The following is a 14,416-nucleotide window of genomic DNA, read 5'->3' on the forward strand; positions in this document are numbered from 1 at the left end:
GCGTGGCGATCGTGTTGGGCCGCAACCGATACGGCAAGGCGGAGACGCGCCTGGTGCACGTCGCCCGCGGCGGGGACAGCCACGAGCTGGCGGACCTCAACGTCAGCGTCGCGCTCTCCGGCGACCTGGCGGCGACCCACCTGACCGGCGACAACGCCGGGGTGCTGCCCACCGACACGATGAAGAACACCGTGTACGCGTTCGCCCGCGAGCACGGCGTCGGCGCGCCGGAGGCGTTCGGGCTGCTGCTGGCCCGGCACTTCGTGACCACCCAGCCGCAGGTCGCCACCGCCACGGTGAGCATCGAGTCGTTCGGCTGGGAGCGGCTGGGACCGCACTCGTTCCGCCGCTCGGGTGATCTCGTACGGACCGCCGCGGTGACCGTCACCGGCGCGGGGGCGCAGGTGGTGTCCGGCCTGAAGGACCTGGTGCTGCTCAACACGACCGACTCGGAGTTCCACGGCTTCCCCCGCGACCGCTACACGACGCTGCCGGAGACCACCGACCGGATCCTGGCCACCGCCGTCGACGCTCGCTGGCGGCACGCGACCGACGACACCGACTGGGACGCCTCGTTCGCCGGCGCCAGGGACGCGCTGGTGGCGGCCTTCGTGGGCACGTACAGCCTTTCGCTCCAGCAGACCCTGTACGCGATGGGCGAGCGGGTGCTGCGGGAGCGGCCGGAGATCGCCGAGGTGCGGTTGGCGCTGCCGAACAAGCATCACTACCTGGTCGACCTGGCGCCGTTCGGGCTGGACAACCCGCAGGAGGTCTTCATCGCCGGCGACCGCCCGTACGGTCTGATCGAGGGCACCGTGACCCGCGACGACGCGTCCCCGGCCGGCGCGGAGTGGTACCTGTGATCGTGATCGAGAACGTGACCGTCGCGACGGTCGACGCGGCCGGCACCGAGTATGCGGACGGCCATGTGGTCGTGGGTGACGACGGCCGGATCACCGCTGTCGGCGCCGGTGGCGCGGGCCCGCTGCCGGGCTCGCCGCGCCGGGTCGACGGCACCGGCTGCCTGGTCACCCCCGGGCTGATCAACACCCACCACCACCTCTACCAGTGGGTGACCCGAGGCCTGGCCCAGGACGACAACCTGTTCGGCTGGCTCACCACGCTGTACCCGATCTGGGGGCGCATCGACGCCGAGGCGGTCGGCGCCGCCGCGGGCGCGGGCCTGGGCTGGCTGGCGCTGTCGGGCTGCACCACGAGCATGGACCACCACTACGTCTTCCCGCGCGACGGCGGCGACGTGCTGGCCGCCGAGATCGAGGCGGCACGGCAGATCGGGCTGCGGTTCCACCCGACCCGCGGCTCGATGGACCTGGGCCGGTCCGCGGGCGGGCTGCCGCCGGACCACGTGGTCGAGGACACCGACGCGGCGCTGACGGCCACCGAGGCGGCGATCGACCGCTGGCACGACCCGTCGCCGGAGTCGATGCTGCAGATCGGCGTCTCGCCCTGCTCGCCGTTCTCGGTGACCCGCAAGCTGATGAGCGAGGCCGCCGCGCTGGCCCGCCGCAAGGGCGTCCGGCTGCACACCCACCTGGCGGAGACCGACGACGAGGAGGACTTCTGCCGGGAGCAGTTCGGCTGCACCCCGGTCGAGTACGCGGAACAGCTCGGCTGGCTCGGCCCGGACGTGTGGCTGGCGCACGGCGTGCACCTGGACGACGCGGCCGTGGCCCGGCTCGGCGCGACCGGCACCGGGGTGGCGCACTGCCCCAGCTCCAACGCCCGCCTCGGCGCCGGCCTGGCCCGGGTCCGCGACCTGCTGGACGCCGGCGTCCCAGTGGGCCTGGGCGTGGACGGCTCGGCATCGCAGGAGGCGGCCCACCTGGGCGAGGAACTCCGCCAGGCCCTGTACGTGGCCCGGCTGCGCGGCGGCCCCACGGCGCTGTCGGCCCGCGAGTCGCTGCGGCTCGGCACGATGGGCGGCGCCCGCTGCCTGGGCCGGGCGGACGACCTCGGATCGATCGAGGTGGGTAAGCTCGCGGACCTGGTGCTGTGGCGCCTGGACGGGCTGGGCCACGACGGCATCGACGACAAGGTCGCGGCGCTGGTGCTGGGCCCGGCGGCGCCGGTCGAGCTGGCCCTGGTCGGCGGCCGGCCGGTGGTGGAACGCGGCGAGCTGGTGCACGCGGACGCCCGCGCTCTCACCCTGCGTGCCCGCAAGGCGCACCGCCGGTTGCTCGACGAAGTTTAGGAAAACTTAAGGAAGTCGCCCCGATTAATTGTTATCCGTAGGCCGTGTCGCGGCGACCTGCGGGGTTCGAAAAGGCCTTTCTGAAATCTTCTTTCGCAGCTTGATACAAGCCTCCTGACCTCTGCATACTCCCTGGCGGAAACGCTTTCTCCGCCCGGCTTGGCAGAACGAAGGAATGGTCATGCGGACAACCCCCGCACACGTTGCGCCCGGCGAGACCGCCAAGCGGCGCCGGCGCACCACCCGCATCGCCCTGGCCGCGGCGGTGGCCGCCGCGCTCGGCGGCAGCGGCATCTACGTCGCCAACGCCAGCGCCGCCGAAACCGTCGTGCCGGGCCGCGTCCAGGCCGAGGCGTACGGCGCCCAGTCGGGCGCGCGGGTCGAGGGCACCGGCGACGCCGACGGGGGCAGAAACGTCGGCTGGCTCGCGTCCGGCGACTGGCTGCGATACGACGGGGTCCCGGTGACCGGCGCGGACCTGACCGCCCGGATCGCCTCGGACAACACCGCGAGTGGCTCGATCGAGCTGCACCTGGGCTCGCGGACGGGCGCGCTGCTGGCGACATTCCCGGTGGCGAGGACCGGCGGCTGGCAGAAGTGGACCACGGTCAAGGCGACCGCGGCGTCCGTGCCGGCAGGCAAGCAGACCGTCTTCGCGGTGCTCAAGAGCGCGCAGCGCAACGACTTCGTGAACATCAACTGGTTCACGTTCGGGCCGGTGGTGGCACCGCCTTCATCTCCGCCATCGTCTCCGTCGCTGCCGTCGTCCCCGCCTCCGGTGACCTCCGCGGCGCCGACGCCGAGCGGTGACGCCCCGTCCGGTGACGGCTGGGTCACCATGGACCGGGCGAAGTGGGAGAAGCAACTCGCCGAGTTCACCGCGATGAAGCCCGAGGCGGTGCCGGCGGGCAACGTGCGGGTGCCGGAGTTCAACGCCTCCTGCACGGTCAGCCACTCGCTGCCCGACGACCCGATCGTCTTCCCGGGCATGTCGGCCGCCTCGCACATGCACACGTTCCTGGGCAACAACAGCACCGACGCGAACACGACCACCATGACGCTGCTGGCCAACGCCGGATCGAGCTGCAAGCCCGGCGAGGACCGGTCCGCGTACTGGGTGCCGGAACTGACCGAGAACGGCAAGAAGGTCGACCCGCACGGCGTCACCGTCTACTACGGCTCACGCCTCAAGGACCCGACCAGGACAGTGCCGTTCCCGCAGGGCTTCCGCATGATCGTCGGCGACGCGAAGCGGCAGGTGCCCACACCGAAGGGCGCCGCGGGCCAGTTCTGGTGCGCCGGCGCGGGCGGCGAGATCGGCCGCAGCGCGGACGGCAACTGGCCGGTCTGCGCGAAGACCGCCGAGCTGACCTACCACCTGACCTTCCCGGACTGCTGGGACGGCGTGCACCTGGACAGCCCCGACCACAAGTCGCACGTGGGCCCGACCGGCAACGACGGAACGTGTGCGAGCGGCAAGTTCCCGATCGCGATCCCGTCGCTGGCCTTCGTGATCGGCTACCCGACGTCGGGCAGCGCGGCGGGCTTCAAGCTGTCGTCGGGCCTGGCTTCGTCGATGCACGGTGACGCGTTCTTCGCCTGGGAGGACGCGGCTCTGGGCAGCCGGGTCAAGAACTGCATCGTGCAGAAGGCGAAGTGCGATTCGTTCGGCAATTTCTAGATCGGCTCCATCGGGTGCCCCATCCCCAGGGGCACCTTCATCCCCAGATAGAGAAAAGCGATGGCCCCCGTTTCCCCGCGGGGGCCATCGCCATGCCGGCGTCGCGGAGCGGGCGGGTGTCGGGCGTGGAGGCCCGGCGGGGGTATGGCGCGGTGGTCCGGCGGGTGGTCGGGCTGTAGGCCGGCGGGCGGCCGGGCCGGGGTGGCTGCGCGGCGGTCCGGTGTGGTGAGGCGGTTATGGCCGGGTGCGGCATCGGGGTGGCGGCCCGGCGGGGGTGCGGCGCGGTGTCCGGCGGGTGGTCGGGCTGTAGGCCGCGGCGGCCCGGCCGGGGTGGCTGCGCGGCGGTCCGGTGTGGTGAGGCGGTCATGGCCGGGTGCGGCATCGGGGCGGCGGTCCGGTGGTTGCACGGCGGGAATTCGGCGCGTTGCCCTGCGATGTTCTGGCGTGATGAGCCAATCCCGGCCGCGGTGCGGCGTCACGGCGGCGGCCCGGTGCGGTGACCGTGCGGGGAGGCCACGTAGTCGACCAGGATGTCGAGCCGGGCCGCCGCGTGGTCGACCCGCAGCCGGTGCCCGCGGCCGAGGCTCACCAAGCCGTGCAGCGAACTCCAGAAGACCTCGGTGAGGCTCTCCAAGTCGTGGCCCGCCACCACGGAGAGCAGGGCCGTCCGCAGCTCATCGAACGCCTCCCGCGCCGCGGCCGGTGACTCGCCGGTGCCGAAGGTGAGGCCGACGGGCTGGGCGAACATCGCGTCGTACAGCGCGGGGTGGGTGCGGGCGAACTCCACGTAGGAGTCAGCGACCGCGCGCAACGCGGCATCGGCACGGCCGGCGCCGGCTCGGGCGGTGCGGAGCTCGGCGGCCAGCTCGGCGAAGCCCTCGACGGCCACCGCCGCCACGATCGCGTCCTTGCCGGCGAAGTGGCTGTAGAGGACCGGCTGGCTGTATTCCACCCGGTCCGCAAGGCGGCGGGTGGTCACCGCCTCCCAGCCCTCGGCCTCGGCCAGCTCCCGGGCTGAGCGGAGGATCAGCTGACGACGCTCGGCACGCTCGCGCTCGCGTCTTTCCTTCACGGCCATGCCCCGACTCTAGCACCGCTAGACTTTCTAGCAAAGTCGCGCTAGCGTTGCTCGCACACCTAGCGCCGATAGGGGCATCATGGCTCGCTTCACCACCGCACTTGCGGTTCTCTGTGGTCTCGCCGGCCTGTTCTTCGGCCTCAACTTCCTGCTCAACCCCGACGGCGCGGCCGCCGGCTTCGGCATCGAGCCCTGGCCGACCGGCGACGCCGCGGGCTATTTCGTCGTCAAGGGGGTCCGCGATGTCGCCTACGGGCTGGTGATCTTCGCGGTGCTGGCCACCGGCAGCCGGCGGACGCTCGGCTGGGTCATCCTGGCCGACCTGGTGATCCCGCTCGGCGACGCGGCCGCCGTCGTCACCGACGGCGGCACCTGGGCAACCGCGCTGATGGTGCACGGCGGCGCGGCCGCGGTGGTCCTTCTCACCGCGGTCCTGCTGCTGCGCGAGAAGCGCGCGCCGGGCGCGCGGACCGATACGGTACGAGGAGATGCGCGCGGTGCGAGTCATCTGAGTGAGGGGAGTCGCCGACCGTGACCGAGATTTTGTCCGACGAGGCTGTGGCGTTCGTCGCCGATCTGAACCGGCGGTTCCGGCCGCGCCGCAACGAGCTGCTGGCCGCCCGGGGCGCCCGGCGGGCCGAGATCGCCGCCGGGGGCAGCCTGGGCTTCCTGCCCGAGACGGCCGACGTGCGCGCGGGGGACTGGACGGTGCCCGCCGCGCCCGCCGACCTCACCGATCGGCGGGTGGAGATCACCGGGCCGACCGAGCGCAAGATGACCATCAACGCGCTCAACTCCGGCGCCAAGGTGTGGCTGGCCGACCTCGAGGACGCCAACACCCCGCACTGGTCGAACGTGGTCGACGGCCAGCAAAACCTCTATGACGCGATCCGGCGCACGATCAGCCTGGAGACCGACACGAAGACGTACGAGCTGGGCGGCGGGCCGTATCCGACCATCGTGATGCGGCCGCGGGGCTGGCATCTGGACGAGCGGCACCTGCCGGTGGACGGCGAGCCGGCCGTCGGTGCGCTGGTCGACTTCGGGCTGTACTTCTTCCACAACGCCGCCGAGCTGCTCAGCCGGGGCAGCGGGCCGTATTTCTACCTGCCCAAGATGGAGTCGCACAAGGAGGCGGCGCTCTGGAACGACGTCTTCACGTACGCCCAGGAGACGCTCGGCATCCCGGTGGGCACCATCCGGGCCACCGTGCTGATCGAGACCATCCCGGCCGCGTTCGAGATGGACGAGATCCTGCACGCGCTGCGCCCGCACATCTCCGGGCTCAACGCCGGCCGCTGGGACTACCTGTTCAGCATCATCAAGTACTTCCGGGACAACCCGACGATGGTGCTGCCGGACCGGGCCGCGGTCACGATGACGGCGCCGTTCATGCGGGCGTACACGGAGCTGCTGGTCTCCACCTGCCACAAGCGCGGCGCTTTCGCGATGGGCGGCATGGCCGCCTTCATCCCCAGCCGCCGTGACCCGGCCGTCAACGAGGTGGCGCTGGCCAAGGTCCGCGAGGACAAGGAACGCGAGGCCGGCGACGGCTTCGACGGCTCCTGGGTGGCCCACCCCGACCTCGTCCCGGTCTGCCAGGAGATCTTCGACCGGGTGCTCGGCGACCGGCCGAACCAGCTCGACCGCCGCCGCGACGAGGTCAGCGTCGACGCGGCCCAGCTGCTCGACGTGGCGGCCACCGGCGGCGCGGTCACCGAGGCGGGCCTGCGTGGCAACGTCTCGGTCGCCCTGCAATACCTGGAGGCCTGGCTGCGTGGCAACGGCGCGGTCGCGATCAACAACCTGATGGAGGACGCGGCCACCGCGGAGATCTCCCGCTCCCAGGTCTGGCAGTGGATCCACAACGGGGTACGCCTCGACGACGGCACCGAGATCACCGCCGACCTGGTCGGCCGGATCGAGGACGAGGAGCTCGCCAAGATCCGCGAGGCGCTGGGCGACCAGGCCTGGGCGGGCAGCCGCTTCGACGACGCCCGCAAGCTGTTCGAGCGGGTCGCACTCGCCGACGACTTCGCGGACTTCCTGACGACGGCCGCCTACGACTCGATCGACTGACGATGCGGCTCAGCGACGACGACTACGCCGCCCTGGACGACCGGCTCGCCGCCCACGACGCGTTCCTGCGGACCCGTTATCCGGGGGAGCGGGCCGGGCGGCAGCCGGTGCACACGGTTTACATCCCGGCCGACCGCATCGGCGGCTTCCGGGATTGGGGTGCGCTGGCGCTCCAGGCCCTGGACGACTGCCCGCCGCTGCCGTTCCCGGCCGCGCTCGCCGACCGGGTCCGGGCCAAGCTGGCCACCGAGCCGATCGAGGACCTGCGGGTCGACTTCGAGGACGGCTACGGCGTCCGGGACGACGATCAGGAGGACGCGGCGGTCAAGACGGCCGTCGCGGTGCTGACCGAGGGTCCGCGGCCGCCGTTCGTCGGCATCCGGATCAAGTCGCTGGAGGCCGCGACCCGGCACCGCAGCCTGCGCACGCTGGACCTGTTCCTGTCGCTGTACGCCGAGCCGTTCGTGGTCACGCTGCCCAAGGTGAGCGGTCCGGACCAGGTCACCGCGATGGTCGCGCTCTGCGAGCTGCTGGAACGCGGGTACGGGCTGGCCGCCGGCACGCTCCGCTTCGAGATCCAGATCGAGCTGCCCGCGGCGGTGCTCGGCGCGGACGGCACCGCCACGGTGGCCCGCCTCATCACTGCGGCCGGCGGCCGGTGCACGGGCCTGCACTACGGCACGTACGACTACAGCGCGGCGGCCGGGGTGGCGGCCGCGTACCAGGCGATGGACCACCCGGTCGCCGACTACGCCAAGGCGGTCATCCAGGCTGCGGCGGCGGGCACCGGGGTCCGGCTCTCGGACGGCTCGACCAACATCCTGCCGGTCGGCTCCGACGTGGCTGTCCACGACGCCTGGGCGCTGCACCACCGGCTGGTCCGCCGCTCTCTGGAACGCGGCTTCTACCAGGGCTGGGACCTGCACCCGGCGCAGCTGCCGACCCGGTATGCGGCCACCTACGCCTTCTTCGCCGACGGGATGGACGCCGCCTCGCGCCGGCTGCGCCGCTACCTGGACCGCCAGTCGGGCGGAATCCTGGACGAGCCGGCAACGGCCCGCGCGCTGGCCGGCTACCTGCTGCGCGGGCTGGACTGCGGCGCGCTGGACAACGTGGGCTTCACCCGCGCGGAACTGACCGCCCTGACCCGACCGGGCTGACCCGAGCCTCAGCCGCCCGAGCTGCCGCCGCTGACCTGAGCCTGCTCAGCCGCCCGAGCTGCCGCCGCTGATCCCAGACCCGCCGCCACTGATCCCAGACCCGCCACCGCTGACCCCAGATCCACCGCTGACCCCGGACCCGCCGCTGCTGCGCCCCACGACGTTCGTCTTGACGGTGCCATTGCCCACCTTCCCCTTCGCCGGCAGGGCGAACGCTCGCCGGCTGGTCCGGTCGTTCGCCGGGAACGAGTCACCACCGTTCAGCGTCGTCCCCGGGCGCAGGCCCCGCGCATAGCCGCTGGAGTGCCACAGGAAATACGACGAACCCCCGTCGCTGGTGTCGCACTCGTCCTCGTCGACGATTTCGCCGTTCTCGTCGGCGCAGTAGAAGACCTCCTCGTCCGATTCGTCCTCGTCGAGGTATTCGTCGGACGGGGCCGGGTCGTAGCCGTCCGAGTCCGAGCTGTAGACCGTTTCGTAGGTGTCTTCGTCCGAGGTGGTGTCGCAGGCGGCGGTGCCGCCGGCAGCCAGGGCGAGGAAGGCGGCGCTCAGGGCGACCTTGCGGGAGGACATGCGGCGGGTCAAGGTGTCGGTGCTCCTCGTGGTCGGTGCCTCTTTATAGACGATCATCAGATTCGGTGCCCGGGACGGTCGGGAACCGGACATCGGCTTCGCGTGACGGAGCCGTCCGGCGACGCCGGGCAGCTAGGCTCGGCGCATGGTCGATCTCGTGCTGCGGTCCCGGCGTGCCGTTGTCGCGGGTGGTGAGCGTCCCGCCGCGGTCTCCGTCGCCGGGGGGCGGATCGTGGCCGTCGACGACCGGGACGCGGTGGTCGAGGCGGATGAGGACATCGATCTCGGCGAGCTGGCGCTGCTGCCCGGGCTGGTCGACACCCACGTGCACGTCAACGAGCCCGGGCGCACCGAGTGGGAGGGTTTTGCCACCGCTACCCGGGCTGCCGCGGCCGGTGGGGTCACCGCCATCGTGGACATGCCGCTGAACAGCCTGCCGCCGACGGTTGACGTGGCCGCGCTCGTGGTCAAGCAGGCGGCGGCCCGCGGGCAGATCCACGTTGACGTCGGCTTCTGGGGTGGCGCCGTGCCCGGCAACGCGGGCGCGCTGCCCGCCCTGCACGCCGCCGGGGTGTACGGCTTCAAGGCCTTCCTCGCCGACTCCGGGGTGCCCGAGTTCCCGCCGCTGACCGCCGACCAGCTCGGCGAGGCCCTGCGCGCGGTCGACGCCCAGTTCGTGGTGCACGCCGAGGACCCCGACCACCTGCACGCCGCCGCGTCCTCCCCGGCGTACGCGGATTTTCTCGCCTCCCGGCCGCCGGAGGCCGAGCACGCCGCCGTGGCGACCGCCGTCGAGGCCGCCCGGGCCACCGGGGGGCGCGTGCACATCCTGCACCTGTCCGCCGCGAGTGCCCTGCCGCTGATCGCCCGGGCCAAGGCCGACGGGTTGCGGGTCACCGCCGAGACCTGCCCGCACTACCTGACCCTGGACGCCGCCGCGATCCCGGCCGGCGCGACCGAGTTCAAGTGCTGCCCGCCGATCCGCGACGCCGCGAACGCCGACCTGCTCTGGGCCGCGCTCGCCGACGGGCTCATCACCTGCGTGGTCAGCGACCATTCGCCGTGCACCCCGGAGCTCAAGCGGCAGGACACCGGCGACTTCGCCGCGGCGTGGGGCGGCATCGCGTCGGTGCAGCTCGGCCTGCCGGTGGTCTGGACCGCCGCCCGGGCGCGCGGCTACACCCTCGCCGACGTGGTGAGCTGGATGGCGCGCCGGCCCGCCGACCTGGTCGGGCTCGCCGGCAAGGGCCGGATCGCGGTGGGGGCGGACGCCGACCTGGTCGCCTTCGACCCGGCGGCGGAGTTCACCGTGGATCCCGTACGGCTGCATCACCGCAACCCCGTCACCCCGTACGCGGGAAAGGTTCTGACCGGGGTGGTCCGCACCACCTGGCTGCGCGGACGGACCGTGACCGGCGACGCCCCTCGCGGCGTCCTGCTGACCCGGGAGGGTTCCTGATGGAAGAGTTCACGCTGCTGCCCGACCTGGCGTCGCGGACCTTCGGCGGTGGGGTGGTGTTCACCAACGACGAGTTCTTCGCCGCCGCCGACCACCTGGTCGAGCCGGCCCGGCCGGTGTTCGCGCCGCAGACCTTCGGGCACAAGGGCCAGGTGTACGACGGCTGGGAGACCCGCCGGCGCCGCGAGCCCGGCCACGACACCGCGATCGTCCGGCTCGGCGCGCCCGGCGTGGTGCACGGCGTTGACATCGACACCGCGTTCTTCACCGGCAACTACCCGCCGCACGCCTCGGTCGAGGCCGCGGCGCTGGAGGGTTATCCCGATCCGATCCAGCTCGCCGAGGCGCACTGGGTGTCGCTGGTGCCGCGCTCGCCGCTGGTCGGCGACAGCCAGAACCTGTTCGCCGTCGACTCCAGCCAGCGTTACACCCACGTGCGGCTGAACATCTACCCCGACGGCGGGGTGGCCCGGCTGCGGGTGCACGGCGAGGTGGTGCCGGACCCGCGGCTGCTGCCGAGCGTCTTCGACGTGGCCGCCGCCGAGCACGGCGCCCGGATCGCCGGGTGCAGCAACATGTTCTACGGCCACCCGCAGAACATGATCTACCCGGGGCTGGCCCGGTCGATGGGCGACGGCTGGGAGACCTCCCGGCGCCGCGACGACGGCAACGACTGGGTGCTGGTGCAGCTGGCGGTGCCGTCGGTGATCGAGCTGGCCGAGCTGGACACCAGCCACTTCAAGGGCAACGCCCCGGGCAGCGCCACGCTGCGCGGCATCGACGCGCGCACCGGGCTGCTCGACGACCCGACCGACTGGTTCGACCTGCTGCCGCAGGTGCGGCTCTCGCCGGACACCCGGCACCGCTTCGGTGTCTCGGTGGTCCCGGTGGCGACCCACGTCCGGCTGGACATCTTCCCGGACGGCGGGATGGCCCGGATCCGCCTGCATGGGCGCCCGGACGGCGCGGTGCTGCGCGCCCGCTACGAGGCGGTCACGTAGTCAGCGCAGCTCCACCGGGCCGGTGTGGTCGTCCAGCGGCAGGTCGCCGCCGGCCACCGCGGTGATGACCAGCTCCGGCATGGTCAGCAGGCCGGACAGGGTGGTGGCCAGCGCGGTGTCCGCCGCGTCCCGGCCGGTGGCGATCCGGATCAGGCTCTGCCGCGGCGCCAGCCCGGTCGCGTCCCAGACCTGCCAGCGGCCCGCCGGCGCGGCCTCCACCACCAGGTGGAAGTCCATCGGGGACAGCCCCGGCGCGTAGACCGCGGCCACCCGGGCCGGCACGTTCATCGCCCGGCACAGCGTCGCGACCAGGTGGGCGTAGTCGCGGCACACGCCGCGCCCGTCGAGCAGCGTGTCCGCCGCGTCGGTGCTCGGGCCGCTGCTGCCCGGCTCGTAGCTCAGGTGGTCGTGCACCCAGTCGCGGATCGCCCGGACCGTGGCGGTCGCGTCCGGCAGGCCGCCGAACAGCCCGCCCGCGAAGCCGGTCATCCGGTCGGTCGGGCAGTACCGGCTGGGCCGCAGCGCGACGATCCGGTCCAGCTCGGTGACGTCGGCCGGCACCGGGCCGGTGCCGGCGACCTCCGCCGCGTACGTCACCGTCAGCCGGCCCTCGGGCGCCCGGACGTAGTGCTGGCGGCCGGGCAGCTCGGTCGCCGCCAGCGCGCGGCCGCCGCTCTGCAGGGTCAGCGTCTCGGTGACCGGGTCGGCGGCGGCGATCTGCAGGACGATCTCGGCGGGCTCGGTGACGTCGAAGACGAGGGTCGCGCCGACCTGGGAGTTGTTCACCACGCCACGGTATCCAGACGGATATGTCGACCGGGTTTCGTCGGACACCCGCTACGGTCCTGGGCGTGGGCCGAACCGTGACGCTTGTCCTTGTTGATGCCGACGGCGGGCTGCTCGGCGCGCTGCCCCCGTTCCCCGTCGAGGTGCCGTGGTGGCAGGAGGTCGCCGACGTGGTCGACGCGGCCCGCCGGGAGCACGGCGTCGAGGTGCAGGTGCTGCGGCTGCTCCACGCCGACCGGGCGCACTGGCCGGGCGGTCACGTGACATACCTCGCCCAGGTCTTCGTGCCGCCCGTGGCCGTGCTGGCGCCGGCCGACGTGGATCTGTCGCCGCACCCGCTGCGGGCCCCGTACGCGGAGCCCGGTGGCCCGGCCGCCTCGGTGGCCTGGGCCCTCGCCGCGGCCGGGCGCGACGACCTGACCGCCGTGCAGCAGCGCACCTGGAACCTGTCGATGATCTGGCACCTGGACGGCCCGGACGGCCCGGTGGCCTGGCTCAAGCAGGTGCCGGCGATGTTCGCGCACGAGCCCGTCGTGCTGGCGCAGGTGGACGGCGTCGCGCCCGGCCTGGTGCCCCGGGTGCTGCGCGCCGCCGCCCCGGGCCGGATGCTGCTCGCCCACGTGCCCGGCGAGGACCGGTACGGCGCCGGGGCCGGCTTCTGCGCCGCGGTCGCCGCCGACTGGCACCCGGTCCAGGCGCACTTCGCCGCCCGGATCGACGACCTGCTCACCGCCGGCGTGCCCGACCGGCGGTTCGACGCCGACCGGTACGCCCGGGTGGCCGAGCCGTACCTGGACCGGATCGACGGGCTGGCCGCGCTGGTGGACGAGCTGCCCGGGCGGTTCGCGGCGATCGAGGAGTGCGGGCTGCCCGACACGCTCGTGCACGGCGACCTGCATCCCGGCAACGTGCGTGGCGACGGCGCCACCCGGGTGATCGTCGACTGGGGTGACGCGACGGTCGCCCATCCGGGGTACGACATCCTGCGGCTCATCGAGGGCCTGGCCGAGCCCGGCGACGTGCTGGCGCAGTGGGCCCGGCGGTGGCGCGCGGAACGGCCCGGCTGTGCCCCGGAACGGGCCGCCGACCTGCTCCGGCCGGTCGCGGAGCTGCGCGCGGCCGCGGCATACGCGGACTTCCTGGACCGGATCGAGCCCGCCGAACGGCCGTACCACGCCGAGGACGTGCCGGTGCGGCTGAGCGCGGCCGTGGCTGCCGCCGTACGGTGGAGGGCGTGACCGACCTGCGCCGACGGTTCGTGGAGCAGCTCCGTCGCAACGGCGCGCCCCTGACGCCGGAGCTGGCCGCCGCCTTCGCCGCCGTGCCCCGCGACGTCTTCGTCGCCGAGGGCTTCCAGCGCCGGGACGGCTCCTGGGCCCGGCCCGGCACGGCCGGCTTCCGCGCCGCGGTGTACCGCGACGACGTGCTGGTCACCAAGATCGACGGCCGGGTGGCGGTCAGCTCCTCCAGCCAGCCGTCGCTGATGGCGATCATGCTGGACGCCCTGGCCGTGCGTCCCGGCGACCGGGTGCTGGAGATCGGCGCCGGCACCGGCTACAACGCCGCCCTGCTCGCCGCGCTGGGCGCGCGGGTGACCAGCGTGGACGTGCAGGCCGACGTCGCCGAGCAGGCCCGGGCCGCGCTGGCGGCGGCCGGCGTGCCGGGGGTCCGCGTGCTCACCGGCGACGGCTACACCGGCGTGCCGGGGGAGAGTTTCGACCGGGCCATCGTGACCGTCGGCGTCGCCGGGGTGTCCCCCCGCTGGCTGGCCCAGACCGTGCCGGGCCCGATCGTCGTACCCGTCGAGCACGCCGGCACCCACCCGGTGCTGGCCGTCGAGGGCGGCGCGGAGGGCCCGGTGACCGCGACGGTGATCTGCCCGTCCGGCTTCATGAGCGCCGCCGGGCCGCTGACCGCGGCGCACCCGGGCTCGCACCCGGCGCCGGTGCCGTCCGGGGGGCTGATCGGGTTCGTGCCGTTCGCCCCGGCGCGCTGGAGCCCGGCGCTGGATTCCTACAGCTACCGCGACCTCTGGTACGCCGCCGGGGTGTGGAGCCGCCGGGCCACCCACGCCGCGCTGCCCGACCGCGACCTGAGCGGGCTGGTCCTGCTGGACGACGACGGCACCGGCGGCGCGGCGATCCTGCCGGACGGCGCGGTGCTGGCCGGGGGAGAGCAGGCTCACCGGTACGGCACGACGGCCGTGCAGATCGTCGACCGCTGGCTGGAGGCGGGCCGCCCGTCGATGCGCAGCTGGCGGATCGGCCTGGAGCTCGCCGGCGACCCGCAGGCGCCGATCTGGGTGCCGGCCACCTGGGAGCTGCGCCCGGAACATCTGTAGCCCGTCCTGTCAGGAATCCGGGTGCTGTCTCGTTCAGAGGGCACGC

Annotated in this window: 13 protein-coding genes; 10 read left to right on the top strand and 3 right to left on the bottom strand. The window is 73.4% G+C overall.

Going from position 1 to position 14,416, the window contains the following annotated elements:
• Window positions 1-2 precede the first annotated feature (2 nt).
• The 3 genes from pucL (at window position 3) to ACIBQZ_RS23160 (ending at window position 3,893) form a co-directional block, all read left to right on the top strand.
• Window positions 3-863 carry a factor-independent urate hydroxylase gene (pucL, locus tag ACIBQZ_RS23150; protein WP_396090830.1) on the top strand — a complete coding sequence of 287 codons (861 nt, stop codon included), beginning with the start codon at window positions 3-5 and terminating at the stop codon, window positions 861-863.
• Complete coding sequence (locus tag ACIBQZ_RS23155; RefSeq protein ID WP_396090831.1) at window positions 860-2,212, top strand: 8-oxoguanine deaminase; 1,353 nt, start codon at window positions 860-862, stop codon at window positions 2,210-2,212. The genes pucL and ACIBQZ_RS23155 overlap by 4 nt, the downstream gene beginning before the upstream one ends.
• Window positions 2,213-2,393: 181 nt before the next feature.
• Window positions 2,394-3,893 carry a DUF1996 domain-containing protein gene (locus ACIBQZ_RS23160; RefSeq protein WP_396090832.1) on the top strand — a complete coding sequence of 500 codons (1,500 nt, stop codon included), beginning with the start codon at window positions 2,394-2,396 and terminating at the stop codon, window positions 3,891-3,893.
• 475 nt (window positions 3,894-4,368) lie between these two features.
• Here the strand turns inward: ACIBQZ_RS23160 and ACIBQZ_RS23165 are convergent, their stop codons facing one another.
• Entirely contained in the window at window positions 4,369-4,971 is a 603-nt protein-coding gene (locus tag ACIBQZ_RS23165; RefSeq protein ID WP_396090833.1) for a TetR/AcrR family transcriptional regulator, read from the bottom strand.
• A 79-nt stretch (window positions 4,972-5,050) separates the two neighbouring features.
• On the opposite strand from ACIBQZ_RS23165, the gene ACIBQZ_RS23170 reads away from it, so the two are divergent.
• Genes ACIBQZ_RS23170 through ACIBQZ_RS23180 form a run of 3 tightly spaced genes read left to right on the top strand, consistent with a single transcriptional unit; the run spans window position 5,051 to window position 8,210 of the window.
• Window positions 5,051-5,506 (top strand): DUF4267 domain-containing protein, encoded by a 456-nt coding sequence (locus ACIBQZ_RS23170; protein ID WP_396090834.1) that lies wholly within the window; start codon window positions 5,051-5,053, stop codon window positions 5,504-5,506.
• Entirely contained in the window at window positions 5,503-7,050 is a 1,548-nt protein-coding gene (gene aceB / locus ACIBQZ_RS23175; RefSeq protein WP_396090835.1) for a malate synthase A, read from the top strand. The genes ACIBQZ_RS23170 and aceB overlap by 4 nt, the downstream gene beginning before the upstream one ends.
• Window positions 7,051-7,052: 2 nt before the next feature.
• Window positions 7,053-8,210, top strand: a complete 1,158-nt coding sequence (locus tag ACIBQZ_RS23180) for a DUF6986 family protein (RefSeq protein ID WP_396090836.1) — start codon at window positions 7,053-7,055, stop codon at window positions 8,208-8,210.
• A gap of 45 nt (window positions 8,211-8,255) precedes the next feature.
• On the opposite strand, the gene ACIBQZ_RS23185 is transcribed toward ACIBQZ_RS23180, so the two are convergent.
• Window positions 8,256-8,876, bottom strand: a complete 621-nt coding sequence (locus ACIBQZ_RS23185; RefSeq protein WP_396090837.1) for a hypothetical protein — start codon at window positions 8,874-8,876, stop codon at window positions 8,256-8,258.
• A gap of 52 nt (window positions 8,877-8,928) precedes the next feature.
• On the opposite strand from ACIBQZ_RS23185, the gene allB reads away from it, so the two are divergent.
• Both allB and alc read left to right on the top strand, forming a co-directional pair.
• On the top strand, window positions 8,929-10,242 hold the full coding sequence (allB, locus tag ACIBQZ_RS23190) for an allantoinase AllB (protein ID WP_396090838.1): 1,314 nt from the start codon (window positions 8,929-8,931) through the stop codon (window positions 10,240-10,242).
• Window positions 10,242-11,243 carry an allantoicase gene (gene alc / locus ACIBQZ_RS23195; protein WP_396090839.1) on the top strand — a complete coding sequence of 334 codons (1,002 nt, stop codon included), beginning with the start codon at window positions 10,242-10,244 and terminating at the stop codon, window positions 11,241-11,243. The genes allB and alc overlap by 1 nt, the downstream gene beginning before the upstream one ends.
• Here alc and ACIBQZ_RS23200 read toward each other — a convergent pair whose 3' ends face one another.
• On the bottom strand, window positions 11,244-12,029 hold the full coding sequence (locus ACIBQZ_RS23200) for a transglutaminase domain-containing protein (protein WP_396090840.1): 786 nt from the start codon (window positions 12,027-12,029) through the stop codon (window positions 11,244-11,246). It abuts the gene before it with no gap.
• Between the two features lie 65 nt (window positions 12,030-12,094).
• Here ACIBQZ_RS23200 and ACIBQZ_RS23205 point away from each other — a divergent pair, with 65 nt between their 5' ends.
• Both ACIBQZ_RS23205 and ACIBQZ_RS23210 read left to right on the top strand, forming a co-directional pair.
• Window positions 12,095-13,267 (top strand): phosphotransferase family protein, encoded by a 1,173-nt coding sequence (locus ACIBQZ_RS23205; RefSeq protein WP_396090841.1) that lies wholly within the window; start codon window positions 12,095-12,097, stop codon window positions 13,265-13,267.
• Complete coding sequence (locus ACIBQZ_RS23210; RefSeq protein WP_396090842.1) at window positions 13,264-14,370, top strand: protein-L-isoaspartate O-methyltransferase; 1,107 nt, start codon at window positions 13,264-13,266, stop codon at window positions 14,368-14,370. Before ACIBQZ_RS23205 ends, ACIBQZ_RS23210 begins: the two co-directional genes overlap by 4 nt.
• The last annotated feature ends 46 nt before the right edge of the window (window positions 14,371-14,416 follow it).

Source organism: Actinoplanes sp. NPDC049599 (assembly GCF_044465625.1).
Taxonomy (GTDB): domain Bacteria; phylum Actinomycetota; class Actinomycetes; order Mycobacteriales; family Micromonosporaceae; genus Actinoplanes.